The sequence below is a fragment of the Corynebacterium sp. HMSC078H07 genome (assembly GCF_001812805.1).
GTDB lineage: Bacteria > Actinomycetota > Actinomycetes > Mycobacteriales > Mycobacteriaceae > Corynebacterium.
Map to the genome: position 1 here is coordinate 38,573 of NZ_KV810519.1, position 25,685 is coordinate 64,257.

The following is a 25,685-nucleotide window of genomic DNA, read 5'->3' on the forward strand; positions in this document are numbered from 1 at the left end:
CTCGGTGCCCAACGGTTTGTCGAAGGTGTTGTAACCTGACTTGGCTCACTGTGGTGTGACCGACTTAACTCTTGACGCGTAGACCTGCTGGTTTGGTGTTGGGGTTGGGTATTTTCCCGCGCTAAGGGGGTGGGGTGTGGGGTGGACGGTAGTGAGCTTTTGTGAGCCCGTATAACCGTACTGCGACGACTGCTTCTGGGGCTACTGCTGTCCAGGCAGTCACGAGCGAACACGCGGGCAATCGGATGTCGAAATCCGATCTCAAGGCGCGACCAATTTATGCCCGAACCGCGGACCAGATTAATGCGAACCTCAATATCGTCATGGCGGCACTCGCAGTAAGTCGAATGATGGAATCAGCAACCGGACTAAGCATTAAACGACTCGTGCGAACTTTCAAAAAGTATCGCAGTTTTGAACTCAGAGTCGAAGACAAAACGATCCACGCGGCCACGCCACTACCAGCCGAAGTACAAAACCTCGTCCACGCCATCACCGGACCCTGACTTCCGCACTAAAATGAGCCAACTCAGGGTCGCTTTCCGAAGAACAAGCGAAACGCCTATTGCTGCGGGCTAGTGAGTACGTAGTTCGTCATTTCGAAGATATCTCTGAGCACCGTTCCGAGTTACTAAAGCGCCTCAAGGATGCTTAAGAGTTAACGGGCGTCGGGCCAGTATTAGCGCTTGATGCACGCGATGGCGATGCAGAACGCATTGAGCACCGTACTCATCCCCAGCAGGAAGGTGCCCACGCGGTACTCGGTGCCCAACGGTTTGTCGAAGGTGTTGTAAATCATCATCCACAGCACCCAGCCCGCGATGAGTGCCACGGCCGCCAGTACGGACAGCACTCGTAGCCCACGGGTGGGGCGTTGGGTGGGGGAGAAGGCATGGCGGGAGGAATCCACCAGCATAAGCACCGCCAGAATCACTGCGGCTCCTGCGGCTATTGGAATGCTCAGCAGCGCTCGCGTGCCTGCGACGACGGGCAGAACGAAAGACACCGTGGACAAGAGAAGAAGCACGCCATGCAGGATGGCTGCGCGCAGGGAATAGGTCATAGCCGTTCCTCCACCTGGGCCCGGGAAGGCGGCTGTGCGCCAGTGCGCGAGACCGTAATCGCTGCCGCCGTGGCCGCGAAGTGCAAGATGTCCTCCCACTCCTTAGCGGTGAGGGCAGTAAGCTCTGAGGCGCTAAGCTTTCGCTCAGCGAGCAAAGTAAGAAGAGACGCCATAACGGTGTCACCTGCGCCGATTGTATCGGCCACCTCCACCGCAACGGGCGGGACCGTAACCGCAACCGACGCCGTGCGCACGCTCAGCCCCTCCCCACCGCGGGTCGTCACGACCACGGGAACGTGCTCCAATGCCTCAGCCCCAAGGAAATCGACCTCCTCCTCACTAAGCTTCAGCAGCGTGACATGGGGCAGCAACGACAGTAGAAACTCGCGGTGCGATGTCGTGGCGAAGAAGGGACGGATATTCGGATCCAACGCCACCATGGTGCCCTGGGCCGCCAAGTCCTTGAGTAACGCGGCATAGCGCGAGGCGCCCGGCTCGAGGGCTAGGGAGACGGTGCCGAAGCAGGCCCAGGGGACGTCGGCAAGCACTGGCTCCACGAAACGGTCCGCCGTGCCCTCCGTGTAGAAGGAGTAGGTGGCCGAGCCGTCGTCCGCAATGTTGCACACCGCCAGCGTGGTGGGCTCAGGCCCGCGCTGCACCAGCGAGGTGTCCACGCCTTCCTCTGCCAGGCGGTCCACCAACGCGCAGCCATACGCGTCCGTGGACATGCGCGAGTGAAATCCCACGTGAGCGCCCAAACGCCCAGCCGCCACTGCCACGTTGAAGGGGCCGCCGCCCAGCGCCGGGGTTAAGTCCGCCAGCCGGCCGCGGCCGCGCGGAACGAGGTCAACGAGTCCTTCGCCACACACCATAATGTCCATGGAGGCCATAGTATCGGGGGATATGAACTACCGTCCGCATTTTTACCTCTCTCCGCCCGCTCGGCGCGGCGGGAGGTGGGGGATTGGTGTGAAGGTCGGAGGGGGACCGGTTTGCTGGGTTGGTGGGGATCGGCATGAGGGGAAGCGCGTGGCGCACACGCGTGATTTGGGGAAATGGGGTAGGGCATGGTTGAATGTACGGGTTGCATATGGCCGGTCGGTGCAGTGCGATGCGTTTCCGAATCGCCGCACCGAGACCCTTCGACCGCTGTGAACAGCGTGTTCGTCGCACAACCTATGCCACGTAAGTAAGTAGACCAGGTGTGTCAAGGACGGAAATCTTGACGCACGTTAATCCAGGTCAGGAGACCCATAGTGATTCAGCAAGAATCGCGTCTGCGCGTCGCCGACAACTCCGGTGCACGAGAGATCCTCGTCATCCGCGTTCTCGGTGGCTCCGTTCGACGTTTCGCTGGCATTGGTGACGTTGTTGTCGCCACTGTCAAGGAAGCCACCCCGGGTGGCAACGTAAAGGAAGGCGATGTCGTCAAGGCTGTCGTCGTCCGCGCCAAGAAGGAGACCCGTCGCCCGGACGGCTCCTACATCGCTTTCGATGAAAATGCCGCAGTTATTCTCAAGGGTGACAACGAGCCGCGCGGTACCCGCATCTTCGGCCCGGTTGCTCGCGAGCTTCGTGACAAGAAGTTCATGAAGATCGTTTCTCTCGCACCGGAGGTGATCTAGTCTTATGAAGATTCATAAGGGCGATATGGTGATTGTTATTTCGGGCCCGGACAAGGGTGCGAAGGGCAAGGTCATCGAGGCATACCCGAAGCGTGAGAAGGTCCTCGTTGAGGGCGTTAACCGCGTTAAGAAGCACGTTGCTAACTCCGCTACCGAGCGTGGCGCCGAGTCCGGCGGAATCGTAACCCAGGAAGCTCCGATCCACGTGTCCAACGTTGCGATCCTGGACTCCGAGGGCAACCCGACCCGCGTGGGCTACCGTTTCGATGAAAACGGCAAGAAGGTCCGCATCGCACGTAGCAACGGGAAGGACATCTAAAATGAGCGAGAACTACACTCCGCGTCTGAAGACCCGCTACCGCGAGGAAATCAAGAAGGCTCTCAACGAAGAGTTCAAGTACGACAACGTGATGCAGATTCCGGGCGTCACCAAGGTCGTTGTTAACATGGGTGTGGGCGACGCTGCCCGCGACTCCAAGCTGATCAACGGCGCCATCGAGGACCTCACCGCGATTACCGGCCAGAAGCCGCAGGTACGTCGCGCTAAGAAGTCCATCGCTAACTTCAAGCTCCGTGAGGGCATGCCCATCGGCGCACGCGTTACCCTGCGCGGCGACCGCATGTGGGAGTTCCTGGACCGCCTGCTGACCATCGCGCTGCCGCGTATTCGCGACTTCCGCGGTCTCTCCGACCAGCAGTTCGACGGCCACGGCAACTACACCTTCGGTCTTACCGAGCAGACCATGTTCTACGAGATCGACATCGACAAGGTGGACCGCCCGCGCGGTATGGACATCACCGTCGTAACCTCCGCTACCAACGACGAGGAGGGCCGCAAGCTCCTGCGCGAGCTCGGCTTCCCGTTCAAGTAAATAGCGCTTGAGGCAATCCCCCGGCACTCCGTGAAGGAGGCCGGGGGATTTTTGCGTCCAAAGGCTTATGGATAGGTGAAGGTCCAGCTAGGTCTAACGCGGTGCAGGGGAGTACGATACAAAGGTCTCTGAAATCCCTTTCGTGCGAGGTAATCGATGTCCTTGAATGATGCTGCTGCGGCGGCCGTGACCAAGAAAGTCACGCTCCTAGATCAGTCCTTCTCCCGCTTTGCTGTCCGCTCTACCCTGGCAGGCGTGTACCTGGCCATCGGTACGGCGTTTGCGGCGGTGCTGGGAATGGGCGTCGAGAAGCATATGGAAGGCATGGGCTCTCTGGTCTTTGCCTGCCTGTTTGGTTTGGGCCTGTTTGCCATCGTCATTCTGGGCGCGGACCTGGCCACCGGCAACATGATGTACATGGTCTATGGAGCCGTGAACAAGCATGTGAGCTGGGGCAAGGGTATGTGGCTCTTGGTCGTTACCACGCTGTTTAACTTGGTGGGCGTCGTGCTCTTTGCCGCTGCCATGGGAATGTCAGCGAAGCTGGGCGGTATTGACCCGAATCACCTCATTGCCACGCTGTCGATGGGCAAGCTGACCAAGGGCCCGGGCGGGATGTTCGTGGAGGCCATCCTGGCTAACTTCGTGGTCAACATGGCGATTGTGGGCGCGGTCTTTGCGAAGGACATTGTGTCCAAGTTCTTCGTCATTGTGCCGATCATTGCCTGCTTCGTGGGCCTGGGCCTGGAGCACGTGATTGCGAACTTCTGTCTCATGCTGCTGACCTTCTTCTGCGCTAGCCCGCTGCCGGAGGGCTTTACCCTCGGTGCGGTGCTGCTCAACTGGTCCATCGTGTGGGTCGGCAACCTTATCGGCGGCGGCTTCCTTATTGGTGGCGTGTACGCCTGGCTTAACTCTGGCCCGGAAGCGTACCGCGACTAAGCTCGCCTGAATACAGGTTAAAGCGGTCGCCGCGGGCAAAGCCCACCAGCGCCATTCCGGTCTCTCGTGCAGTTTCAACTGCCAGAGATGAGGCGGCGGAGACCGCGACGAGCATGCCGAAGCCGGCCATGGCGGCCTTGTTGACGAGCTCGAAGCTGGCGCGCGAGCTCATGACCAGGATGAGGTCGCTGGCGGGGAGCATGTCCTCCATGAGCAGGTGGCCAATGACCTTGTCGGCGGCGTTGTGGCGGCCTACGTCCTCGCGGACGACGATAGGTTCGCCGTCGAGGGTAAACGCGCCCGCGGCGTGGATGCCCCCGGTCTTGCGGAACTGCTTCTGCTCCCGTTTGAGGGCGTCGGGAAGCTGAGCGACGACCCTCGGATCCACCGGCACCTGCGGAATCTCGTAACGCGATTGCTTCATGAGCGCCTCGATGGAGGAGGTGCCGCACACGCCGCAGGCAGAGGTCGTCGTGGTGAGGCGCAGATCCGCGAGGGTAAGCGCATGGGGGTTGGTGAGTTCCACGTCGAGAAGGTTATAAGGATTGCGCCCATCCACGGAGGCGCCGGCACAGTAGCGGGCCTCGTGGACGTCAGTGACCTTTTCAATGTGGCCCTCGGAGTGGAGGAAACCGTGGGCCAGTTCGACGTCGTGGCCGGGCGTGCGCATCGTCGTCGTGAGCGTCTGGCCGCCGACGCGAATCTCCAGGGGCTCTTCGCCGGCGACGGTATCGCCGCGGGTATCGACCTGGATGACTTGGCCCTTCTCATCGAGGCGCACCTTGGTCACCGCAAAGGTGGCGTTGATGCGCCCACTCATCGGTTGAGGGCCTCCTTCAAGGTGGCGATGTGCGCGCGAGCTTCGTCGACATCCTTCGAGGCCAAACCAACCAAATACGCCGTCAGCGGGGCAGCGGGGCGGGATTGAGTATGGGCCACGTCTTTGGTGAGGCCAAGCAACTCCTTGATGAGGGCGGTGGCGTCGGCCGGGGAGACGTCGACAAGCACTGCAGCCTCCTCAAGCCACTGGTGTGCCGTACGGATGGGGTCTTGTTCTTCACTCATAACCAACAATGCTAACGCGTTTTGGAAAACAGCATGTCAACGGGTAGAGTAAGCCGACGGACTTGCATTTTTCCTCATCCCGCACTGAGAAATGGTGCGCGAACAGCGGAAATGTGCCAAGCCGGAAGAATTGAACACATCTACTTTGTTGTAGGCCCCTCGCCGTAGATAGCGGACCGTTGTCTGTATCAAAGGGTGGCGAGCGCCTCACGGTATTGACCGTGGGGAGCGTGAGTAGCCCGAAATCACACGGAGAACGCTTTGGTGAGTTACGGGAACCGCAACGAGAAAGGTTACAGGTCACTCATATGACTATGACTGATCCTATTGCCGACATGCTGTCGCGCGTGCGCAACGCATCTAATGCGCACCACGACTCCGTGTCGATGCCGACCTCCAAGCTCAAGGTGAACATCGCCGAGATCTTGAAGCAGGAAGGCTACATCGCTGACTACTCCGTCGAGGGCCGCGAGCTGTCCCTCGAGCTTAAGTACAACAACCGTGAGCGTTCCCTCTCGGGTCTGCGTCGCGTGTCTAAGCCGGGTCTGCGTGTGTACGCAAAGTCCACCGAACTGCCGCAGGTTCTGGGCGGCCTGGGCGTGGCCATCATTTCCACGTCCCAGGGTCTGCTTACTGACCGTCAGGCTCAGGAGAAGGGTGTAGGCGGAGAAGTTCTCGCCTACGTCTGGTAAGGGAGGATTGACACATGTCTCGTATCGGTCTAGCACCTATCGCCGTCCCGAAGGGCGTCGAGATCACCATCAACGGCCAGGTTGTCAACGTGAAGGGTTCCAAGGGCACCCTCGAGGTTGAGCTGCCGGAGCCGATCACCGCAGCTGTCGAGGACGATGAGATCAAGGTCTCCCGTCCGGATGACGACCGCAAGAACCGCGCTCTGCACGGTCTGTCTCGCTCCCTGGTCAACAACGCCGTTGTTGGCGTGACCGAGGGCTACACCAAGAAGATGGAAATCTTCGGTGTCGGTTACCGTGTCCAGCAGAAGGGCAAGGACCTGGAGTTCTCTCTGGGCTACTCCCACCCGATCCTCATTGAGGCTCCGGAGGGCATCACCTTCGCTGTGGACGGCGCAACCAAGCTCTCCGTATCTGGTATTGACAAGCAACTGGTTGGACAGGTCGCCGCGTACATCCGCCGCCTGCGTAAGGACGATCCTTACAAGGGCAAGGGTATTCGCTACGACGGCGAGCAGGTCCGCCGCAAGGTCGGAAAGACGGGTAAGTAAGCAATGGCTAACACTGAAAACGCAAAGCGCACCCCGGTTGGCAAGGACATTTCCTCGCGTCGTCGTGAAGCACGCGCGCGCCGCCACTTCCGCATCCGTAAGACCCTCCGCGGCACCCCTGAGGCACCGCGTCTGGTCATTCACCGCTCCTCCCGCCACATGCACGTCCAGGTCATCGACGACCTGGCCGGCCACACCCTGGTCGCTGCTTCCTCCATGGAAGCCGACGTGCGCGCACTCGAGGGTGACAAGAAGGCCAAGGCTGCCAAGGTAGGCGAGCTCATCGCTGAGCGCGCCAAGGCCGCTGGCATCGAGCAGGTCGTCTTTGACCGTGCAGGCTACAAGTACCACGGCCGCGTTGCTGCGCTGGCCGACGCCGCTCGCGAAGGTGGTCTGCAGTTCTAATGATTAAGGCACACGGAAACATCAACGGAAGGAACGCCTAATGTCGGACCGTGAACAGCGTGACGGCGGACGCTCCGCCGAGAACAACAACGACCGCAAGGGTCGCAACAACGGCCGTCGTAACGACCGCCGCAACCAGCAGGACAACGAGCGCGATAAGTACATCGAGCGCGTTGTGACCATCAACCGCGTCTCCAAGACCGTTAAGGGTGGCCGCAACATGTCCTTCACCGCTCTCGTCGTCGTTGGCGACGGCCAGGGCATGGTTGGCGTCGGCTACGGCAAGGCCAAGGAAGTCCCGGCCGCAATCCAGAAGGGTGCAGAAGAGGCTCGCAAGAACTTCTTCCGCGTCCCGATGATTGCTGGCACCATTACCCACCCGGTTCAGGGTCGCGACGCAGCTGGCATCGTCATGATGAAGCCGGCCGCTCCGGGTACTGGTGTTATCGCCGGTGGTGCTGCTCGTCCGGTGCTTGAGTGCGCTGGCGTGCAGGACATCCTGTCGAAGTCCCTGGGCTCCGACAACGCTCTCAACGTCGTCCGCGCTACCGTGGACGGCCTCAAGCAGCTGGTTCGCCCCGAGGAAGTTGCCGCACGTCGTGGCAAGTCCCTCGAAGAGGTCACGCCAGCCCAGATGCTGCGCAAGCGCGCAGGTCAGGAGGCATAAGCAATGGCTCTGAAGATTACTCAGGTAAAGGGCCTTGTGGGCACCAAGCCGAACCACCGCGCCAACATTGAGGCTCTTGGTCTCAAGCGCATCGGACACTCTGTTGTCAAGCAGGACACCCCGATCATCCGCGGCATGGTTCACAAGGTGCGTCACCTGGTCACCGTCGAAGAAGTGGCAGGGGAGTAAACCATGGCTGATATCATCAAGCTCCACGACCTGCGCCCGGCCGCAGGCTCCAACAAGCCCAAGACCCGCGTCGGCCGCGGTGAGGCATCCAAGGGTAAGACCGCTGGTCGCGGTACCAAGGGCACCGGTGCTCGTAAGCAGGTTTCTGCTGCTTTCGAGGGTGGCCAGATGCCGCTGCACATGCGTCTGCCGAAGCTCAAGGGCTTCAAGAACCCGAACCACGTTGAGTACCAGGTAGTGAACGTTGCTGACTTGGCTGAGAAGTTTGCACAGGGTGGCGACATCACCGTTGCTGACATTGCAGCTGCTGGCCTCGTTCGCGCTAACCAGCCGGTCAAGGTTCTGGGCAACGGCGACATCAACGTTAAGCTGAATGTCACCGCTGACAAGTTCTCCAAGTCTGCTGTTGAGAAGATTGAGGCTGCTGGCGGCACCGCCACCACCAAGTAAATCTTTTCTCGATTCGCGGAGAATCTAACTGCACCCTCCCATGGGCCACCATCTCGGTGTCCTGCGGGAGGGTTGCGGCGTTTTCGCTCACGCATGGCCGCCGGGGGCGTGGTGTGCTGGAAGGCAACGAGGGCGCGGCTTCTCTCTGGGCGCTAAATGGTACTAGTGCTTTTTGAGGGGCACCTTATGGTCCGGTTGTTATGTGTTGACCTGGGGTTTCGTCGTGGGCGGGCTGCAAAAGGTACTAATGCCTTTTGAGGGGTACCTTATGGCCGAATTCTTATTCGGTGACCTGGGGATTTGCTGAACTGGTGCCGCAAAAGGCATTTCTTAGAAGGTTCCAATGCTCCGCTCCGGCTCTGCCAGCGCCCTACTTGGGTCCCGCTAGCGCCCTACTTGTGTCCCGCCGGTGCGCTTGACCCGCTGGTGTGCTGCTGGTGTTTCGCCAGTTTCCTGCTAGTGCCCGGCTAGCTTAGAAAGTCATGAGGTGATATATTTCTGTCTCAGGATTACTGTATGGCAGTTTAAGGAGAAGCTCATGACCTTCGTAAACCAGCTCGTCGCGGGTTTTATAGCCACCGTTATGTCGTTGTTCGGCCTCGCCGCACCGCTCGATAGCAATGGTGTTCATTCCCAGGCCCCGACCGCCCACGTGGCGAATGCCACCACCGGTGAGAACGCACCTGCTGCGCAGCCGGGTGAAGAGCTGAGCCCTCAGAAGGCTGTGGAGCGCGAACTGTTCCTCGTCACCGAGGAGCTGGGCCACGAATTCATGACTATTCGCTTTGAGGGCACTACGACTGCCCACATCATTTTCCTTGAGTCCTACAACCCGGATACCGACCAGGCTGCTGTTGACCGCATGATGAAGTCCCTAGCGGATAACGGCTTCGTGCGCGTGGACGCAGTCGCGTAACCCCTCCTGAATGTAGCAAGACCCCCATGGCCAGGGATGAGCTCCTGGTGATGGGGGCCTGTTTGGTTGAGACGTCAAGCTTAGGCGTTGTTGACCGTCTTCTCGTAGAGGCTCGGGAAGCGGTTGTCTGGGTCGGCCACCGCCTTGATGCGTGTGGGCAGTTCGCCACCGTAGAGTGACGCAAACTGTTCGGGGGAGTAAAACGCTTCCGAGTAAAGGGACTTGTGGCCGCCAAGTTCGCTGACCTTGGCCTCAATAATGCGGTTGAAGGCGCCATTGCCGGGAGCAGTCGGGTCGACGTGGTTGCCCTCCACCCCTGACCAGAAACCAACGTTGACCCAAGTCTGGCCTGGCAATAGCGGGTAGAGCGGCCAGGGATCGGGGGAATCAGCCGCGATATCACCGGTGCCGATGAGACTTTCAACCCCGTCGCGCAGGCGGATCGGGCACAGCCACACCGGTTGGATATCGGAGGCCTGAAAGAACCAACGCAGAAACTCCGGCAGATTTTCCGGAGTGACCTCGATGTCTTGCACTACCCGCTCGCCGCGGGGCAGGCCCTTGGGCTTCTTAATAAAGTTGTACTCGAGCTCGTACTTGCGGTCCAAGCGCACGATCTTCCAGTAGAAGGAACTGCGCCGTAGCTCACGCGGCCAGACTTTACGCACTCGCGGGTTCTGCGCGCCGAATGCGCGGGAGCACCAGAACCAATCGGTGTCCCAGCGCCAGATGTAATCGCGGATTGTTAGTCGGTCGTGGCGGACGCCGCGGGCGTGCTGGAGGCTGCGGTAGAAAATTTTGTCTCGAGTGTAGTCCGAGGTGGGCCCCTCCTCATCTGTGAAGCGGGCCATGACCAGGTATGCCTCTTTCGGGGAGAAAACCACTCCATCGAGCCCGTCGACCGTGTGGCCTTCGTAGGAGTGGGTCCGGGAGACGTCGTCGAGCGTGCGGGACAGTGCTTCAAGGTTGTTGAAGCGCACCTCCCGCAGCTCCACGTAGGGTTTCACCTCTCGCAGCTCAATCTTCAGGCGCACTGCGTATCCCAGGGAGCCATATGAGTTGGGGAAGAGGCGGAACAGATCGACGTTCTTGTCGCGCGAGCACGTGACAATCTCCCCGGTACCGGTGAGGATATCCATCTCCACCACCGATTCATGCGGCAGGCCATCGCGGAAGCTTGTGGATTCCACGCCCATACCCGTTACGGCGCCGCCGAGCGTGATGGTTTTCAGCTGCGGCACCACAAAAGGCATGAGCCCATGCGGCAAGGTGGCGTCGACTAGGTCTTCGTAGGTACACATACCCTGAACCTCGGCGGTCTGCGCGATGGGGTCTACCTCAATGACACCGGTTAGGCCGGAGACATCGAGCCCCATCTGCTCGCCGCTGCGGCCGCGGAAGAGATTCGAGGTTTTCTTGGAAAGGCGGACGCGCTTATCCTTCGGCACGGCGCGGAAGCTACGCAGGAGCTTATCGACGCCCTCCCTATGCGCCCGCCAGCCCACCGGCGGGATCTCTACGGCATCGACACTGCGGTGATGGCTGATTCGGTTAATGAGACGCGACATCATAATTCTCCTCCTAGAAACGCGAATCTTCCCACCAGCGGCGTTCAGGAACACCAGCGCGGGAGCCGGCGTCGCCCAGCTTGACGCCCAGGAAGTGGTAGAGATTGATGATGTTGTGCTCGAAGCCCCACTCGGAGCCGGCCATGTAGATGGCCCACAGACGCGCGGTGGGAAGGCCCACCAGGGAGCAGGCTTCCTCCCACGTTTCCTTGAGGTTCTCGCACCAATCGTGGAGCGTGCGCATGTAGTCAAAGCGCAGGGACTCGGTATGCACGACTTCGAATCCAGCGTCTTGCATGCACTTGGTGATGGTGCCGGAGCCGGACAGCTCGCCGTCGGGGAAGATGTAGCGGTCGATGAATCCGCCTTTCGGCGTCTTGTGGTTATCCGGGTAGGTGATGCAGTGGTTGAGCATGAGGCCGCCGGGTTTCAGCTTGCCGTTAAGGAAGCGGAAGAAATCGGGGTAGTTCTTCACGCCGATGTGCTCGAGCAGACCGATGGCGGAGATGGCGTCGAAGCCCTCCTCGGTGACGTCGCGGTAATCCATGAAGCGGATCTCGGCGAGGTCTTCAAGGCCCTCTTCCTTGATCTTGGCCTGGCCCCAATCGGCCTGTTCCTTGGACAATGTCACGCCTAGGGACTTCACTCCGCGCTTGGCGGCGTAGCGCACCATGCCGCCCCAGCCGCAGCCGACGTCAAGGTGGTGGTCGCCTTCCTTGAGACGCAGCTTGTCAAAGATGAGGCGGTACTTGTTTTCCTGAGCTTCATCCAGGGTGGCGTCGGGGGAGGGATAGTAGGCGCAGGTGTAGGTCATTGAGTCACCGAGGAAGAGCTCGTAGAAATCATTGCCCACGTCATAGTGATCGGAAATGACTTCGGCATCCCGCTCCTTGGAGTGCTTCGACAGGCCTTCGTGCACTTTGCGGCGCAGCCACGAGGCGCGCTCGACCTCGGGAACCGGCTGAATCTGGAACGCACCCATGGACGCCAGCGAACGCACGACGCGCGCCAGGGTCTTGGCGTCCGGCTTGGTGAATTTGTCATACATGACGTGGAGTGCGTCGAAGATGCCATAAGGGTGCGCTGGGTGTTCACCTTCAACCGTGATGCCGTCGGTGACATAGGCGCGGGCGAACCCGACATCACCCGGGCGCGTGGCGATATAGGCCAAGCCTTGGAGACTGTTGATCGTGACGGTGAATGGAGCGTCGGCAGGGCCGGTGACGGAACCGTCGAAGGCTTCCCAACGGAAAGGATTGGGCTGCGGGACGAATGCATCAATGATCTCCGCCACGCTCATGGGAGTAAATCGCGTACTCATAAAACTACATACTTCTTTCGCTTCATCGTCAGGCAGATGTGTATACGGCCGTACTCCGAGGCGCCCCGGGCGTCGCGGGAGAGGTCGAAGAGGTGTAGGTCGCCGTGTAGCGACATTGCTAAGGAGCAACACAGGCCATGGTAGGACGGAATGAGAAATACCGCTAGGGACAAAACTATTTTCAGTTGGCCGAGGGGTAGATGTGGCGAAATAGCGCGCGGCTGGTAGGGTAATGGGGTCAAAAGTGTTCAACCGTTCCTATGACGTGCCTGAAAGGGCTCTCATGCAGTAGGAACAGATGAGTTCCACCTCCGTGCGCGGCAGTTTCGGCCCGCATTTTAAGCGCGGTAGGCCAGGAGGATTTAGTAGTGTCCGCCATTTTGCAGGCTTTTAAAGACGCCGACCTGCGTAAGAAGATCATCTTCACGATCGTTTTGATCATCCTTTACCGCGTTGGCGCGCAGATCCCGTCCCCGGGCGTCGATTACGCCACCATCGCTGGTCGTCTTCGCGAACTGACGGAAGAATCCGGCAACCTCTACTCGGTGATTAACCTGTTCTCCGGTGGTGCGCTGCTGCAGCTGTCTATCTTCGCCATCGGCATCATGCCGTACATTACGGCGTCCATCATCGTGCAGCTGCTGACCGTGGTCATTCCGCACTTCGAGCAGTTGAAGAAGGAAGGCCAGTCGGGCCAGGCCAAGATGACGCAGTACACGCGTTACCTCACCCTGGCGCTGGCGCTTCTGCAGTCGGCCGGCATCGTGGCTCTGGCGGACCGCGAGCAGCTGCTGGGTCAAGGCGTGCGCGTCCTGGCGGAGGACCGCAACCTGTTCACCCTTATCGTCCTCGTCATCACCATGACGGCAGGTGCTGTCCTCGTGATGTGGATGGGTGAGCTCATTACCGAAAAGGGCATTGGTAACGGTATGTCCTTGATGATTTTCGCCGGTATCGCTACTCGCCTGCCAACTGACGGCGTGAGCATTATGCAGAACAACGGCGGCCTGGTCTTCGCCATGGTCGTTGCTGGCCTCATCATCCTGGTTGTCGGTATTACCTTCATCGAGCAGGGCCAGCGCCGCATCCCGGTGCAGTACGCCAAGCGTATGGTGGGCCGCCGCCAGTACGGTGGTTCCTCCACCTACCTGCCGCTCAAGGTTAACCAGGCCGGTGTTATCCCGGTCATCTTCGCGTCCTCCCTTATCTACATGCCGGTGCTTATCACGCAGATCGTGAACTCCGGCTCCCCGGGCGTGTCCGATAACTGGTGGCAGCGCAACGTCATTGCTCACCTGCAGGCGCCGAGCTCCTGGCAGTACATCGTTCTGTACTTCGTACTGACCATCTTCTTCTCCTACTTCTATGTCTCCGTTCAGTATGACCCGGCTGAACAGGCGGACAACATGAAGAAGTATGGTGGATTCATCCCGGGTATCCGCCCGGGCCGACCGACCGCCGAATACTTGGGCTTCGTCATGAACCGCCTGCTGTTCGTCGGCTCGATCTACCTGGCACTCATTGCCGTCCTGCCGAATGTTCTTCTGGACTTGGGCATCGGCCGCGCGGGCGCCAGCGGCACCTCCGCCTTCGGCGGTACCGCCATCCTCATTATGGTCTCGGTTGCTCTGACCACGGTCAAGCAGATCGAGTCCCAGCTCCTACAATCCAACTACGAAGGACTGCTTAAGTAATGCGTTACGTACTCCTTGGCCCTCCCGGTGCCGGCAAGGGCACCCAAGCTGCTCTCCTCAGCGAGAAGCTCGGCGTCCCGCACATCTCCACCGGTGACCTCTTCCGCGCCAACATTGGTGAAGGAACTCCGCTCGGTGTTGAGGCTAAGTCCTACATCGACGCCGGCAAGCTGGTGCCGACGGATGTCACCGCTCGCATGGTGGAGGACCGTCTCAACGAGGATGACGCGAAGAATGGCTTCCTTCTGGATGGTTTCCCGCGCACCGTGGAGCAGGCAGACATCCTGCAGAAACTGCTGGCCGATAAGGGCTTGAAGCTCGATGGCGTTCTCAACTTCGAGGTGTCCGAGGATGTCGTCGTTGAGCGCATGCTGGCCCGCGGCCGCGCTGACGATACTGAGGAGACCATCCGTACCCGCCTCGGTGTCTACCGCGACGAGACCTTCCCGCTCATCGAGCACTATGGTGAGGCCATCATCCCGATCCAGGCTGAGGGGTCCGTTGAGGAGATCAACGAGCGCGCGCTTACGGCGATGGGCAAGTAACTCCCTTCGCTATGGCTTTTCGACGACGCACGAGGACCATACCTGCCCGCACCCCGGGCGAGCTTGACGCTATGCAAGCAGCCGGCGAAATTGTTGGCCGCGCCCTGCAGGCAGTGCGCGCTGCCGCCGCTGTTGGTGTGAGTACGCTGGAGCTCGACGAGGTAGCTGAGCAAACCATTCGTGATGCCGGTGCCGTGCCCACCTTCAAGGGCTACGGCGGCTTTCCAGGTTCTATCTGTGCGTCCGTCAACGAGGTCATTGTCCACGGCATTCCCAGTAGCGATATCGTCCTTAGCGACGGTGACCTCATCTCCATCGATTGCGGCGCCACCCTCGATGGCTGGGTAGGGGATAGCGCGTGGACGTTTGGCGTCGGAAAGCTCAGCGCTGAGGCCCAGGCGCTGTCTGATGCCACCGAATGGGTCCTCCACGAGGGCCTCAAGGCCATGGTTCCGGGCAACCGCCTCACCGATGTCTCTGCTGCCCTCGAGCAAGCCACCTACGCTGCCGAGGATAAATTTGGCATCGAACTCTACATCGTCGACGGCTACGGCGGCCATGGAATCGGGCGTGAAATGCACGAGGAGCCCTACCTGGCCAATGAAGGCCAAGCCGGCCGCGGCCCTATCATTCAAGACGGATCGGTTCTGGCCATCGAACCGATGCTTACCCTAGGCACGGAAGATAACGCCGTGCTTGGCGACGACTGGACGGTCGTCACCACCGACGGCTCCCTCGCGGCTCACTGGGAGCACACCGTGGCGGCCACGGAGAATGGTCCCCGAATCCTGACCCAGCGCTACGCATAGGTAGGAATTTATGGCGGAAAGGTTTATACTTCTTGCCATGTCTAAACTTCGTTCCCACTCTGGTGCTCGTTCCCTACGCCGAGCAGCCGCAGCGGGCCTCGTGTCCGTCTCTCTTCTGACCGCACCTGCAGCCAACGCGCAGACCGCCCCGTCCTTCGATACTTTGTCCTCCGACGTTCAGTCTCAGGTCGATAGCTTCCTGGGCCAAACGCGTGAAAGCGCATGGACGTCCCGCAACGATATTCTCGAGTCCCTTCGAGCTTCTAACCCGCAGGCAGCCGATGCTCTCCGTCCCGTCATCGACGGTGCCATCGAGCTGATCTTCCCGGGCCTTATTGATCAGAAGAACGCGGAGATCCGCGCTGCACGCGAAGCCGAAGAGCGCGCTCACGCTGAGCAGGTGGCACGTGAAAAGGCCGCAGCCGAGGAAGCTGCACGCAAGGCTGAGGCTGAGCGCAAGGCACAGCGTTTCGATACCGGCCCGTGCCCGGCCGATGCCCGCATTTGCGTCGACCGCGGTGGTCACCGTTCCTGGCTGCAGGACGGCAATGGCAACGTCACTTACGTTGCTCAGGGTGTCTCCACCGGTAAGCCGGGCGAGGAGACCCCGGCCGGTACTTTCTACATCAACCGCAAGATCAAGGACGAGATCTCCTGGGAGTTCGGCGACGCTCCGATGCCGTACGCCATGTACTTCACCAACAATGGCCACGCCTTCCACGAAGGGTCCCCGGCGTACCAGTCCAATGGCTGCGTTCGCCTGACCCACCAGGACGCGGTGCGCTTCTGGAACGATGTGCCGGTCGGTTCCAAGGTCTTCATTTACTAAGCGTTGTGTAGGCTCCCCTTGACAACGCCTGAGAGAGGCTCTACCCCCTCTCACGCCCGTCACCTCACTGGGGTGGCGGGCTTTCGGCGTGTCTTGGGGCCTATCTGCTGTGCTCTGCGCTAGCGACATTTGGAAATAGCGTTATCGCAGCGTATGCTTGAGAGCTGGTGTCTGCACGTGGTGCTTCACAACGTTGAAGTGCGTGCAGAAACACCAGGCAGTAGACATCAAACATGCAGGTGAAGATGGGGACGTCGCCAAGCGCGGCGTACTTTCAACGTTCACCAGAAAAGTAGAGGTTATGGCTAAGGAAGGCGCAATCGAGGTTGAGGGTCGCATCGTCGAACCCCTGCCTAACGCAATGTTCCGCGTCGAGCTCGACAACGGACACAAGGTTCTTGCACACATCTCTGGCAAGATGCGTCAGCATTACATCCGCATCCTCCCGGAGGACCGCGTTGTTGTAGAGCTGTCTCCTTACGACCTGACCCGCGGACGCATCGTCTACCGCTACAAGTAAAGACAGTAAGCCTCCTTATCCACGGGACGCACTTGATGCGCCCCTTTCTACCTCAGGCTGCGATGGCCTGAGCCTGCACTGCTAAGCATGCCCACTGAATCCCCGGCTCGGCCCGGGGCGAAGCGCATGCGTGGTGGGGGACGGATGAGGAGAAAACCATCGTAACAACCCGAAAGGACTAGCCACATGGCACGTCTAGCTGGTGTTGACCTCCCGCGCAACAAGCGCATGGAGGTTGCTCTCACCTACATCTACGGCATCGGACCTTCCCGTGCCAAGGAACTGCTGGAAAAGACCGGCATTTCTCCCGACCTGCGCACCGACAACCTGGATGATGACCAGCTGTCGGCGCTGCGTGACGTTATTGAAGCTACCTGGAAGGTAGAGGGTGACCTCCGCCGCCAGGTTCAGGCTGACATCCGTCGCAAGATTGAAATCGGCTGCTACCAGGGCATCCGCCACCGCCGTGGCCTGCCCGTACGTGGTCAGCGCACCAAGACCAACGCTCGTACGCGCAAGGGTCCGAAGAAGACGATCGCAGGAAAGAAGAAGTAAAACATGCCACCGAAGACTCGTTCCGGCGCGCGCCGTGGTGGTCGTCGCGTCGTAAAGAAGAACGTGGCCGCTGGCCACGCCTACATTAAGTCCACCTTCAACAACACCATCGTGTCCATCACGGACCCGCATGGAGCTGTCATCTCTTGGGCATCCTCTGGCCACGTTGGCTTCAAGGGTTCCCGTAAGTCCACCCCGTTCGCAGCCCAGATGGCCGCTGAGAACGCTGCCCGCAAGGCAATGGACCACGGTATGAAGAAGGTTGACGTATTCGTCAAGGGTCCGGGCTCCGGCCGCGAGACCGCCATCCGTTCCCTGCAGGCAGCAGGCCTCGAGGTTAACTCGATTACGGATGCCACCCCTCAGCCGCACAACGGCTGCCGTCCGACCAAGCGCCGCAAGGTTTAAGGGAAAGGAAGAGGTAAAACAATGGCTCGTTATACTGGCCCCGCTACCCGCGTATCCCGCCGTCTGCGCGTCGACCTGGTCGGCGGCGATATGGCATTTGAGCGCCGCCCGTACCCTCCGGGACAGGCTGGTCGCAACCGCATCAAGGAATCTGAGTACCTGCTGCAGCTCCAGGAGAAGCAGAAGGCAAAGTACACCTACGGTGTGCTCGAGCGTCAGTTCCGTCGCTACTACGCTGAGGCTAACCGCCTCCCGGGCAAGACCGGTGACAACCTCGTTGTCCTGCTCGAGTCCCGTCTTGACAACGTGATCTACCGTGCTGGTCTGGCTAACACCCGCCGCCAGGCTCGCCAGCTTGTCTCCCACGGTCACTTCACCGTGAACGGCAAGAAGATCAACGTTCCTTCCTTCCAGGTCACTCAGTACGACATCATCGATGTCCGCGAGCGTTCCCAGAAGATGGAATGGTTCGAAGAGGCCCAGGATCGCCTGATTGACGCCAACGTTCCGGCGTGGCTGCAGGTCGTCCCGGACACCCTGCGCATCCTCGTGCACCAGCTGCCCGAGCGCGCTCAGATCGACATCCCGCTGCAGGAGCAGCTCATCGTCGAGCTTTACTCGAAGTAAACTTTCGATATCTGATTCTTTACCCCTTCTACCGGCGTCATATAGCGGGCGCCGACAAGGAGAAATTCCATGCTTATTTCCCAGCGTCCTCAGCTCACCGAGGAATTCATCGACTCGTCTCGTTCCAAGTTCGTCATCGAGCCGCTCGAGCCGGGCTTCGGCTACACCCTCGGTAACTCGCTTCGTCGCACGCTGCTGTCCTCCATCCCGGGCGCAGCAGTAACCTCCATCAAGATTGATGGTGTGCTCCACGAGTTCACCACTATCAACGGTGTGAAGGAAGACGTTTCCGAGATCATCCTGAACATCAAGGGTCTGGTCCTGTCCTCCGACTCCGATGAGCCGGTGGTCATGTACCTGAGCAAGGAGGGCCCGGGTGAGGTGACTGCAGGTGACATCCAGCCGCCGGCTGGCGTGGAGATCCACAACTCGGATCTGCACATTGCATCCCTGAACGAGTCCGCCAAGCTGGACATGGAACTCGTCGTCGAGCGCGGCCGCGGCTACGTCCCGGCTGCCGCTACCTCTGGGGAAATCGGCCGTATCCCGGTCGACCAGATCTACTCCCCGGTACTCAAGGTCTCTTACAAGGTCGAAGCTACTCGTGTTGAGCAGCGTACCGACTTTGACAAGCTGATCATCGACGTCGAGACCAAGAACTCGATTTCTGCCCGCGACGCCCTGGCTTCCGCCGGCGGCACCCTGGTCGAGCTCTTCGGCCTGGCTCGCGAGCTGAACACCGCCGCTGAGGGCATTGAAATTGGCCCGTCCCCGCAGGAGACGGAGTACATCGCTGCCTACAGCATGCCGATCGAGGACCTGAACTTCTCCGTCCGCTCCTACAACTGCCTGAAGCGTCAGGAGATCCACACCGTTGGTGAGCTCGCCGAGTGCACCGAATCGGACCTGCTGGATATCCGTAACTTCGGTCAGAAGTCGATTAACGAGGTAAAGATCAAGCTGGCTAACCTGGGCCTGGCTCTCAAGGACACCCCTGAGGACTTCGACCCGACCCAGCTCGAAGGTTACGACGCAGAAACCGGTGACTTCAAGGACCCGGCTTCTGAGGATTCCGAGTAAAGAATTCCGCTGAATCGTAACGGCGCTTGTGAAGCGCTCGTTGCGCGCTCAATTTATCCGCACACGAGGAGTACACAATGCCAACCCCTAAGAAGGGTGCCCGTCTCGGAGGCTCCGCTAAGCAGCAGGCTCACCTGCTGAGCAACTTGGCAGCTAGCCTGATCGAGCACGGCGCAATCAAGACCACCGATGCCAAGGCGAAGGTTCTTCGTCCGTACATCGAGAAGATCATCACCAAGGCTAAGTCCGGCACCGTTGCTGACCGCCGCGCTGTTCTCAAGCTCATCCCGCACAAGGATGTTGTTGCCTACCTCTTTGACGAGCTGGCACCGAAGTTTGAGAACCGTGAGGGTGGCTACACCCGCACCATCAAGCTGGAGAACCGCACCGGTGACAACGCCCCGATGTCCCAGATCTCCCTCGTTCTCGAGGAGACCGTGACCTCCGAGGCTAACCGCGCTACCCGCGCAGCTGCTTCCAAGCAGGCTGAGGAAGCTAAGGCCGAAGAGGCTGAGGCTGAATCCGCTGAGGAAGCAAAGGCAGAGGCAACCGAGGCAGAGGTCGAGGAGACCGCTGCTGAGGAGTCCGAGGAGAAGTAAACTTCTCTCGCCTTAACTAGGCCGCAGTACCACCTTAGGTGGGGCTGCGGCCTTTTGTTATGCTTTCTGGGCTATATAACCCCGACCAGAACGTATACTCTATGACCCCGCTGTTTACTGTGCTGTACGTAATCGGCATCGTCTCCGAGGCGATGACCGCTGCGCTGTCCGCTGGCCGGCAAAAGATGGATCTGTTTGGCGTCATCATGTTGGGCGCAGTCACCGCATTGGGCGGCGGCACGATCCGCGACATGGTGCTGGGCGCCTACCCGTTGACGTGGGTGGCGGAACCGCGCTTCCTCTTGGCCGTGGTGGCCGCCGCCGTCGCCACGGTTTATATGTCCTTCCTAATGCACTATTTCCGGCATGTATTCTTGCTTCTCGACGCCCTGGGCCTTGCGGTATTCAGTGTCCTTGGTGCTCAGAAGGCCTTGGAACATGGCCATGGGTTGGTTATCGCTGCCGTGGCTGCGGTGCTGACCGGTGTCTTTGGCGGTATTTTGCGTGACTTGTTGTCCGACCGTATCCCGCTGGTCTTGTCCGCCGAGCTGTACGCCTCCATTTCTGTTCTTGCAGCCTTTTCTTATGCGGGATTGATGGAGCTGGGGCTCAGCGATGAGGTCGCTGGCGTCGTGACGGTATGCCTAGCGCTGGCGCTGCGCGTGGCTGCGATCTACTTTGGATGGTCGCTGCCGGTGTTTGAATACCGGGGAGCCGAACAACCCATGGACCCGCGCCTGCGCTTGTCTGCCCGCATTGTTCGGGATGGCGCCCGCAAGGCCAAGCGCAAAGCCGGCCAGGCCAAGAAGAATCTAAAGCACCCCAAGCGGGCTGGCTATGCCGCTTTGAGCAAGCTGGGCGTGAGCAAGAGCGCGAAGCGCCAGCACGCGGCCCAGGATTGGGAACTCAATCGCGAGTGGAATGCCAACGACTAGGTAGAATCAGCATCCATGACTAACGTTCGCCTTCGCCTAGACTTGGCCTACGACGGCACCGACTTCCACGGGTGGGCCAAGCAGAAGGGCGGCCTGCGCACTGTTCAGCAGACCGTTGAGGAGAAGCTGAGCATGGTGCTGCGCCACCCAGTGGAGCTCACCGTGGCTGGGCGCACCGATGCCGGAGTGCATGCCAGCGGTCAGGTGGCGCACTTAGATACCACACGGGCGGCGCTGGGACAGCGCAGCATTGACGGCGATCCCACCAAGCTGGTGAAGCGCTTGGCCAAGTTGCTGCCTGCCGACGTCCGCGTCCACGCCTGCACCGAAGTTCCCGCAGATTTCGACGCGCGCTTTTCTGCCTTACGCCGCCGCTACGTCTACCGCATCACCACCCATCCGCGCGGTGCACTTCCGACTCGCGCACGCGATACCGCGACGTGGTTCAAGCCAGTGGACCTGGAGCTAATGCAGGCCGCGGCCGATCAGCTGGTGGGGCTCAATGACTTCGTGGCTTTCTGCAAGGCGAAGCCGCACGCCACGACCATTCGCGAGCTCCTTGCCTTTGAGTGGAAGGACGTGTCGACGCCCGCGGAGCCGCAGCTCTACGAGGCGCACGTAACCGCGGATGCCTTTTGCTGGTCCATGGTGCGCTCGTTGGTGGGCTGCTGTTTGCGGGTGGGGGAGGGCTCGCGCGGAGTTGACTTCGCCGCCCATATGCTGCGGGAAGAAAGCCGGTCCTCAGAGATCCCGCTTGCTGATGCTCAAGGTTTGAGCCTGGTGGGCGTGGATTACCCCGATGCGGACCAGTTGGCCGCGCGGGCGGCGATGACCCGTGGTCGTCGCGCTGCGGAGGATACCGAGTTGGGTTAATCTAGAACCCACTGCGCCGTGGGAGGGTGGCGCTCAGATTCGGGGGAGGATTCTCATGGCACGCGCGTTGCCGACTACCAAGGCCCAGGTATCGGGCCACAAATTCTTGTTGCGTCGACTCGAGCACGGGCTGGTGTTCGGGGATATTCGTATGATTCATGATCCGCTAAAGCGGCGCAGGCGCGCGCTGCTCGGCGGAATAGCTGCGGTGGCCTTCTTGAGTCTGGGCTCGGGTCTCATCGCGTGGATGCAGCCGGACCCGCAGCCCGGTGATGCACCCGTGGTGCGCTCGTCCGAAGGACAGCTTCTAGCTCTGGTCAACGGAACCTACCACCCGGTGGCCAACCTGGCTTCCGCCCGGCTCATCGCCAACGAACCGGTGGAACCCAGCGCTGCTGGGGAGAGCTTCCTGGAGCAGGTCAGCCTGGGCACACCATTGGGGATTGTGGATGCACCGAACCTTCTGGCGGCCGGAACAGGAGAGGAACCGGGCTGGGCGGCGTGCCTGGAAGAGTCCACGGAGGGGGAGAACTGGCAGTCCAGCAACCGCGTTGGCACCGTGACAGTTGTGGCCCATCATGGTGTGCGGGGTTTCGATGAGGAACAGGCCGCAGTGGCGGAATCTGATGGAACCCAGTGGTTGCTCACCGGACAGGGCCGCGTTGTCCTGCCGGAGGCCACGAGCACGCAAGGCCGTGTGCTGCGCCGTGCTTTGGGAATGACTGCAGAAACAGCAGTGTGGAGCGTCCCCACGGAGCTGCTTAATGCCTTCGCTGAGCTGGAGCCGCTGAGTTTTCCGGCCGTGCCGCCGGAAATCCTCGATACGGGCGAGCAGCTTTGGGCCCGCACGGAGCAGGGCGTTTTCGCCATTACCCCGACGCAGGCAGAGATGCTCGTGGGCGTCGGCGCGCAGCGACTCCCCGCGCAGGCCCAAGACGTTGCTGCGCTCAGCGACGTCCCACCAACCTTCCACCTTCCCACCACCCGCGTCGAGTTCCTCTCGCCCGAGCAGGGTTGGTTGTGCGCGACCCACCACCATGGCGCAGGTAGTGCTCAGCCGGTTACCGCTACGGTGGCCCTGCCTGGTGAATCGGCAGCACAACGCTTTGCTGGCCTGCAGGCAGGGGTAGGCGTGGATAGCGGGCACGGCTATCACGTGGTCTCATCCACCGGTAGGCGGCACGAGCTGGCCGGCGCTGCCGAGCTTAATTCCCTGGGGCTTGATGAGCCGGAACAGGTGCCATGGGAAATTCTGCGCTTGTTGCCGGAAGGCTCCGCACTGAGCCGCGCTGAGGCCTTACAACACGAGCACTCACTGCTGCCACCAGGAGAAGGAAAGTAAGAAGCGCCAGCAACCTACGAACTCGCGGCCAACTGGCCGAGGCCGGTGGGGCGTGCGGTACCACGCTGATGTCGCGGTACGCGTTCTCGCTTTCCAGCGGACGGTAGGTCAGCGCTGCAAGCGGATCGACCACCCCGTTGCCTGGCTCTGCCGAGCCGATGATGCGCTCGCGCAGCTGGGCCGGAGAATCATCGGGGTAACGCTGCGTGAGTAGGGCGACCGTCCCACTGACCAGGGGAGCGGCGAAGGAGGTGCCCTGGAACAGTGTGTCGCCCTTGGCAGTGGCCCACCCACCACCAGGTTCGAGAGCAAGGGGGACGTCGCCCTCAGCGCTCAAAGGTGCACCGATGGAATAGTCGGCGAGCTCGTGCGGCGTGGCCAGAGCGCCGACGGAGAGAACCGTATCTGCCACGGCGGGAAACACGACGTCGCCCTTGTCACAGCCGCCGGAGGTCGCGTTTCCCGACGCCGCCACCACCACCGCCCCGGCCTCCTCCGCGCGCTGCAGGGCGGCATCCAAGCCAGAACGATCGACCCGTGCCGCAGCATCTGATGGCACGCAGGAGACGACGGATACGTTGATGACGTGGGCCCCGGCATCGACGGCATCCTCAATCGCTGCCGCCAGGCTAGCCAGCGTTCCGGAACCCGATTGCTCAGCATCTTCGCTCGGAGAGTCTGCGCCTTCCGCATCGGCGGGCGGTGGGGTCCGATAGTGCGTGCTGGTCTGCCGGATAGAGTAGATTTCCGCCTCTGGGGCCACTCCGAGATCGCGGCCGGCAATGACGCCGGCAACGACAGTGCCGTGCAGGTCGCAGTCACGCATGGGGTCGGGTTCCTCCGGAGTCACGAAGTCCGTGCCAGGTGTCACCCGCAGCTGCGGGTGGGCGGCCACGCCGGTATCAATAACTGCGACTTTTACCCCGGCCCCCGTGGCAAAGGAATGCAGGCGCGAGCGGTACTCCGCATACTGCGCCGAGGGCTGCGGTCCCTGTGCCGCACGAGTGGCTTCCGCGCAGGCGGTATCTGGCTCACGTGCAGCAGCCTGCGAACTATCCACTGTTGATCCAGCACAAAGCAGCCCGACACTCAGCGCCATCACCCCGATGTGTCTGCTCGCTGTCATGAGCCCAGTCCCCGGATGAACTCGAAGAGCCCTGCTAAGTGTGCCGCCAGGGGTAAGCAGGCAGCCAATGCAAGGGCCTCAGCTCGCTCGAACCACACGATGGTGGTCGGTTCCACGTGGGCAAGGGCGCCTGCCCACATCGGAGCTGAGAGCATCGCCACAATGACGAGCCCGGCAACAACGCTGAGTACCCACGTTGTCGCCGTCGGCGAGGACTCTAGCTGCCACTCCCGCACCGCCACCGCAACCGCGCCGCAGGCAGCGGCCACACCTAAAAGGCCCAGCGCCCAGGCAGCCACGGTCCGGGCATGCCGTGCTGCATGGACGATGACCCCGCCTGCGATACTCAGGCATAAGGCTTGAGAAGCCCTGACTATCTCCGCGTCATGGGCGCTCAGCGCGATGAAGAGCACTGCGGGAATACCGGCCAGCGCGCAGCCCACAGCGATTCCTTCATAAGCCTGCCCGGCGCGCCGGGCTTTGTCAGCGTTATCGGTAGGGACGTCGTCTGAAATGCTCAAATCTTGACCGGCGGTGGGCAGCTGTGGCACGCGCAGACCCGCTAGTCGCGTGGTGAGCAGGGGTGCACCAGCGAGAAGACCCAGGATTGCGGCGAGGAGCGGGGCGGCGCCCAGCAGTCCGATGAGCGCGAGCACGCACCACGTCGCGGCTATCGCTCGCGCCCGTAGCCCGCCTACGCGCAGGAGGTGGGAAAGGAGCGCCATGATGGCCAGTGCTGCAGCTGAACCGGCAAGCGCCGCCGAACTCGCGTCGGAGCCGCCTACGCCGAACCAGCCGGCCAGTCCAGCAGCGATATGTGCTGCGGCCAACAGCGAACCGCGCCGCGTCCACACCGCCAGCACGACAGCAAGAACTGCTGCGGCGGCGCATCCCACTGCTGGGGACAAGGCAGCCGTGAGGAGCCCTCCGATGGCGATGAGCCCGGCGCAGCCCCACACGCCCGCGAGACCCTCCAGAGTGGTTGATGGTGCATCGGCAGCGAGCGCTTCCGCCGCATCCCGGACAATCGGGGCGGGTGGTGACTCGTCCGGGCTGAGAACCAGTACCGATCCATCCTCGAGCGGAGTGCGGTCAAGCGGTGCGGTCATCGATACGGCCTTGCCCGAAGCGGTCGTAGCGCGCCAGAGGATGGGGGCGGGGGAGACGTCGACAAGCACGAGCAACTCTCCCAGCATCTCCCCGACGCTCGCGGATAAGGGCAGGGATATATCTGCCTCTTTGCGTGCTTGGCCTGCATGGATGCGGACGGTGACGTGAATGGAATGCGCGAGTGCGCGGGTCATGGAAAGTACCTCCCCCGAGAAATTTTTCTGGGCTACCCCTTGCCCATTGCCGTTCATTGTGGCTTACTAGTGGCACGCTGTCCACCGCTGAAGGAGGCGGTGGAGTACTTCGG

Annotated in this window: 31 protein-coding genes and 1 pseudogene; 24 read left to right on the plus strand and 8 right to left on the minus strand. The window is 61.0% G+C overall.

Annotation, left to right across the window (positions count from 1 at the left end; translation table 11 throughout):
* Positions 1 to 679 precede the first annotated feature (679 nt).
* Together HMPREF2875_RS12295 and HMPREF2875_RS12300 are read right to left on the minus strand one after the other, a co-directional pair.
* On the minus strand, positions 680 to 1,063 hold the full coding sequence (locus HMPREF2875_RS12295) for a hypothetical protein (RefSeq protein WP_070673492.1): 384 nt from the start codon (positions 1,061 to 1,063) through the stop codon (positions 680 to 682).
* Positions 1,060 to 1,944, minus strand: coding sequence for a carbohydrate kinase family protein (locus HMPREF2875_RS12300; protein WP_070673661.1), 885 nt, complete (start codon positions 1,942 to 1,944; stop codon positions 1,060 to 1,062). The genes HMPREF2875_RS12295 and HMPREF2875_RS12300 overlap by 4 nt, the downstream gene beginning before the upstream one ends.
* A gap of 375 nt (positions 1,945 to 2,319) precedes the next feature.
* Between HMPREF2875_RS12300 and rplN the strand changes: the two genes are divergently transcribed.
* The 4 genes from rplN (at position 2,320) to HMPREF2875_RS12320 (ending at position 4,502) form a co-directional block, all read left to right on the plus strand.
* Entirely contained in the window at positions 2,320 to 2,688 is a 369-nt protein-coding gene (rplN, locus tag HMPREF2875_RS12305; protein WP_070673493.1) for a 50S ribosomal protein L14, read from the plus strand.
* Between the two features lie 4 nt (positions 2,689 to 2,692).
* Positions 2,693 to 3,007 (plus strand): 50S ribosomal protein L24, encoded by a 315-nt coding sequence (rplX, locus tag HMPREF2875_RS12310; protein WP_039673728.1) that lies wholly within the window; start codon positions 2,693 to 2,695, stop codon positions 3,005 to 3,007.
* A gap of 1 nt (position 3,008) precedes the next feature.
* Complete coding sequence (rplE, locus tag HMPREF2875_RS12315; RefSeq protein WP_070673494.1) at positions 3,009 to 3,560, plus strand: 50S ribosomal protein L5; 552 nt, start codon at positions 3,009 to 3,011, stop codon at positions 3,558 to 3,560.
* 156 nt (positions 3,561 to 3,716) lie between these two features.
* Positions 3,717 to 4,502 (plus strand): formate/nitrite transporter family protein, encoded by a 786-nt coding sequence (locus HMPREF2875_RS12320; RefSeq protein ID WP_070673495.1) that lies wholly within the window; start codon positions 3,717 to 3,719, stop codon positions 4,500 to 4,502.
* Here the strand turns inward: HMPREF2875_RS12320 and fdhD are convergent.
* The gene (gene fdhD, locus HMPREF2875_RS12325; protein ID WP_070673496.1) at positions 4,471 to 5,322 is read right to left on the minus strand and encodes a formate dehydrogenase accessory sulfurtransferase FdhD; all 852 of its coding nucleotides are present in this window, start codon (positions 5,320 to 5,322) and stop codon (positions 4,471 to 4,473) included. The two genes, HMPREF2875_RS12320 and fdhD, sit on opposite strands and share 32 nt — an antisense overlap.
* The gene (locus HMPREF2875_RS12330) at positions 5,319 to 5,567 is read right to left on the minus strand and encodes a DUF6457 domain-containing protein (RefSeq protein WP_070673497.1); all 249 of its coding nucleotides are present in this window, start codon (positions 5,565 to 5,567) and stop codon (positions 5,319 to 5,321) included. The genes fdhD and HMPREF2875_RS12330 overlap by 4 nt, the downstream gene beginning before the upstream one ends.
* Positions 5,568 to 5,875: 308 nt before the next feature.
* Between HMPREF2875_RS12330 and rpsH the strand changes: the two genes are divergently transcribed.
* From rpsH to HMPREF2875_RS12365, 7 genes are all read left to right on the plus strand, one after another.
* Positions 5,876 to 6,259, plus strand: coding sequence for a 30S ribosomal protein S8 (rpsH, locus tag HMPREF2875_RS12335; RefSeq protein WP_070673498.1), 384 nt, complete (start codon positions 5,876 to 5,878; stop codon positions 6,257 to 6,259).
* A 14-nt stretch (positions 6,260 to 6,273) separates the two neighbouring features.
* Positions 6,274 to 6,810, plus strand: coding sequence for a 50S ribosomal protein L6 (gene rplF / locus HMPREF2875_RS12340; RefSeq protein WP_049157327.1), 537 nt, complete (start codon positions 6,274 to 6,276; stop codon positions 6,808 to 6,810).
* 3 nt (positions 6,811 to 6,813) lie between these two features.
* Positions 6,814 to 7,215, plus strand: a complete 402-nt coding sequence (rplR, locus tag HMPREF2875_RS12345; protein WP_070673499.1) for a 50S ribosomal protein L18 — start codon at positions 6,814 to 6,816, stop codon at positions 7,213 to 7,215.
* Positions 7,216 to 7,255: 40 nt separating this feature from the next.
* Positions 7,256 to 7,882 (plus strand): 30S ribosomal protein S5, encoded by a 627-nt coding sequence (gene rpsE, locus HMPREF2875_RS12350; RefSeq protein ID WP_083311939.1) that lies wholly within the window; start codon positions 7,256 to 7,258, stop codon positions 7,880 to 7,882.
* Positions 7,883 to 7,885: 3 nt separating this feature from the next.
* Positions 7,886 to 8,071: a 50S ribosomal protein L30 gene (rpmD, locus tag HMPREF2875_RS12355; RefSeq protein WP_039673747.1), complete on the plus strand. Its 186-nt coding sequence runs from the start codon at positions 7,886 to 7,888 to the stop codon at positions 8,069 to 8,071.
* Positions 8,072 to 8,074: 3 nt separating this feature from the next.
* Positions 8,075 to 8,521 (plus strand): 50S ribosomal protein L15, encoded by a 447-nt coding sequence (rplO, locus tag HMPREF2875_RS12360; protein ID WP_039673748.1) that lies wholly within the window; start codon positions 8,075 to 8,077, stop codon positions 8,519 to 8,521.
* Positions 8,522 to 9,059: 538 nt separating this feature from the next.
* Entirely contained in the window at positions 9,060 to 9,437 is a 378-nt protein-coding gene (locus HMPREF2875_RS12365; protein WP_070673500.1) for a hypothetical protein, read from the plus strand.
* Between the two features lie 80 nt (positions 9,438 to 9,517).
* Here HMPREF2875_RS12365 and HMPREF2875_RS12370 read toward each other — a convergent pair whose 3' ends face one another.
* Together HMPREF2875_RS12370 and HMPREF2875_RS12375 are read right to left on the minus strand one after the other, a co-directional pair.
* Positions 9,518 to 11,005: an FAD-binding oxidoreductase gene (locus HMPREF2875_RS12370; protein WP_141754647.1), complete on the minus strand. Its 1,488-nt coding sequence runs from the start codon at positions 11,003 to 11,005 to the stop codon at positions 9,518 to 9,520.
* 13 nt (positions 11,006 to 11,018) lie between these two features.
* Positions 11,019 to 12,326: a class I SAM-dependent methyltransferase gene (locus tag HMPREF2875_RS12375; protein ID WP_070673501.1), complete on the minus strand. Its 1,308-nt coding sequence runs from the start codon at positions 12,324 to 12,326 to the stop codon at positions 11,019 to 11,021.
* Between the two features lie 368 nt (positions 12,327 to 12,694).
* Between HMPREF2875_RS12375 and secY the strand changes: the two genes are divergently transcribed.
* The 13 genes from secY to eccB all read left to right on the plus strand — a co-directional run bounded on the left by secY (position 12,695) and on the right by eccB (position 23,142).
* The gene (secY, locus tag HMPREF2875_RS12380; RefSeq protein WP_070673502.1) at positions 12,695 to 14,020 is read left to right on the plus strand and encodes a preprotein translocase subunit SecY; all 1,326 of its coding nucleotides are present in this window, start codon (positions 12,695 to 12,697) and stop codon (positions 14,018 to 14,020) included.
* The gene (locus tag HMPREF2875_RS12385) at positions 14,020 to 14,565 is read left to right on the plus strand and encodes an adenylate kinase (RefSeq protein WP_070673503.1); all 546 of its coding nucleotides are present in this window, start codon (positions 14,020 to 14,022) and stop codon (positions 14,563 to 14,565) included. The genes secY and HMPREF2875_RS12385 overlap by 1 nt, the downstream gene beginning before the upstream one ends.
* 11 nt (positions 14,566 to 14,576) lie before the next feature.
* The gene (gene map, locus HMPREF2875_RS12390) at positions 14,577 to 15,374 is read left to right on the plus strand and encodes a type I methionyl aminopeptidase (RefSeq protein ID WP_070673504.1); all 798 of its coding nucleotides are present in this window, start codon (positions 14,577 to 14,579) and stop codon (positions 15,372 to 15,374) included.
* A gap of 37 nt (positions 15,375 to 15,411) precedes the next feature.
* Positions 15,412 to 16,203, plus strand: coding sequence for a L,D-transpeptidase (locus tag HMPREF2875_RS12395; protein ID WP_070673505.1), 792 nt, complete (start codon positions 15,412 to 15,414; stop codon positions 16,201 to 16,203).
* Between the two features lie 301 nt (positions 16,204 to 16,504).
* Positions 16,505 to 16,723 (plus strand): translation initiation factor IF-1, encoded by a 219-nt coding sequence (gene infA / locus HMPREF2875_RS12400; protein WP_003854422.1) that lies wholly within the window; start codon positions 16,505 to 16,507, stop codon positions 16,721 to 16,723.
* Positions 16,724 to 16,909: 186 nt separating this feature from the next.
* On the plus strand, positions 16,910 to 17,278 hold the full coding sequence (gene rpsM / locus HMPREF2875_RS12405) for a 30S ribosomal protein S13 (protein WP_039673764.1): 369 nt from the start codon (positions 16,910 to 16,912) through the stop codon (positions 17,276 to 17,278).
* Positions 17,279 to 17,281: 3 nt separating this feature from the next.
* On the plus strand, positions 17,282 to 17,686 hold the full coding sequence (gene rpsK / locus HMPREF2875_RS12410) for a 30S ribosomal protein S11 (RefSeq protein ID WP_039673766.1): 405 nt from the start codon (positions 17,282 to 17,284) through the stop codon (positions 17,684 to 17,686).
* A 21-nt stretch (positions 17,687 to 17,707) separates the two neighbouring features.
* Positions 17,708 to 18,313: a 30S ribosomal protein S4 gene (rpsD, locus tag HMPREF2875_RS12415; protein ID WP_039673768.1), complete on the plus strand. Its 606-nt coding sequence runs from the start codon at positions 17,708 to 17,710 to the stop codon at positions 18,311 to 18,313.
* Between the two features lie 69 nt (positions 18,314 to 18,382).
* On the plus strand, positions 18,383 to 19,393 hold the full coding sequence (locus HMPREF2875_RS12420; RefSeq protein ID WP_039673770.1) for a DNA-directed RNA polymerase subunit alpha: 1,011 nt from the start codon (positions 18,383 to 18,385) through the stop codon (positions 19,391 to 19,393).
* A 77-nt stretch (positions 19,394 to 19,470) separates the two neighbouring features.
* Positions 19,471 to 19,992: a 50S ribosomal protein L17 gene (gene rplQ / locus HMPREF2875_RS12425; protein WP_070673506.1), complete on the plus strand. Its 522-nt coding sequence runs from the start codon at positions 19,471 to 19,473 to the stop codon at positions 19,990 to 19,992.
* A gap of 101 nt (positions 19,993 to 20,093) precedes the next feature.
* On the plus strand, positions 20,094 to 20,927 hold the full coding sequence (locus HMPREF2875_RS12430) for a trimeric intracellular cation channel family protein (protein ID WP_039674330.1): 834 nt from the start codon (positions 20,094 to 20,096) through the stop codon (positions 20,925 to 20,927).
* A 15-nt stretch (positions 20,928 to 20,942) separates the two neighbouring features.
* The gene (truA, locus tag HMPREF2875_RS12435) at positions 20,943 to 21,800 is read left to right on the plus strand and encodes a tRNA pseudouridine(38-40) synthase TruA (RefSeq protein WP_039673774.1); all 858 of its coding nucleotides are present in this window, start codon (positions 20,943 to 20,945) and stop codon (positions 21,798 to 21,800) included.
* A gap of 55 nt (positions 21,801 to 21,855) precedes the next feature.
* Positions 21,856 to 23,142 (plus strand): type VII secretion protein EccB, encoded by a 1,287-nt coding sequence (gene eccB / locus HMPREF2875_RS12440; protein ID WP_070673507.1) that lies wholly within the window; start codon positions 21,856 to 21,858, stop codon positions 23,140 to 23,142.
* A 157-nt stretch (positions 23,143 to 23,299) separates the two neighbouring features.
* Here eccB and HMPREF2875_RS13380 read toward each other — a convergent pair.
* Together HMPREF2875_RS13380 and eccD are read right to left on the minus strand one after the other, a co-directional pair.
* Positions 23,300 to 24,268, minus strand: a pseudogene (locus tag HMPREF2875_RS13380) (S8 family serine peptidase); the annotation flags it as partial.
* Entirely contained in the window at positions 24,265 to 25,572 is a 1,308-nt protein-coding gene (eccD, locus tag HMPREF2875_RS12450; RefSeq protein ID WP_070673664.1) for a type VII secretion integral membrane protein EccD, read from the minus strand. The pseudogene HMPREF2875_RS13380 and the gene eccD, both read right to left, overlap by 4 nt.
* Positions 25,573 to 25,685: the final 113 nt, after the last annotated feature.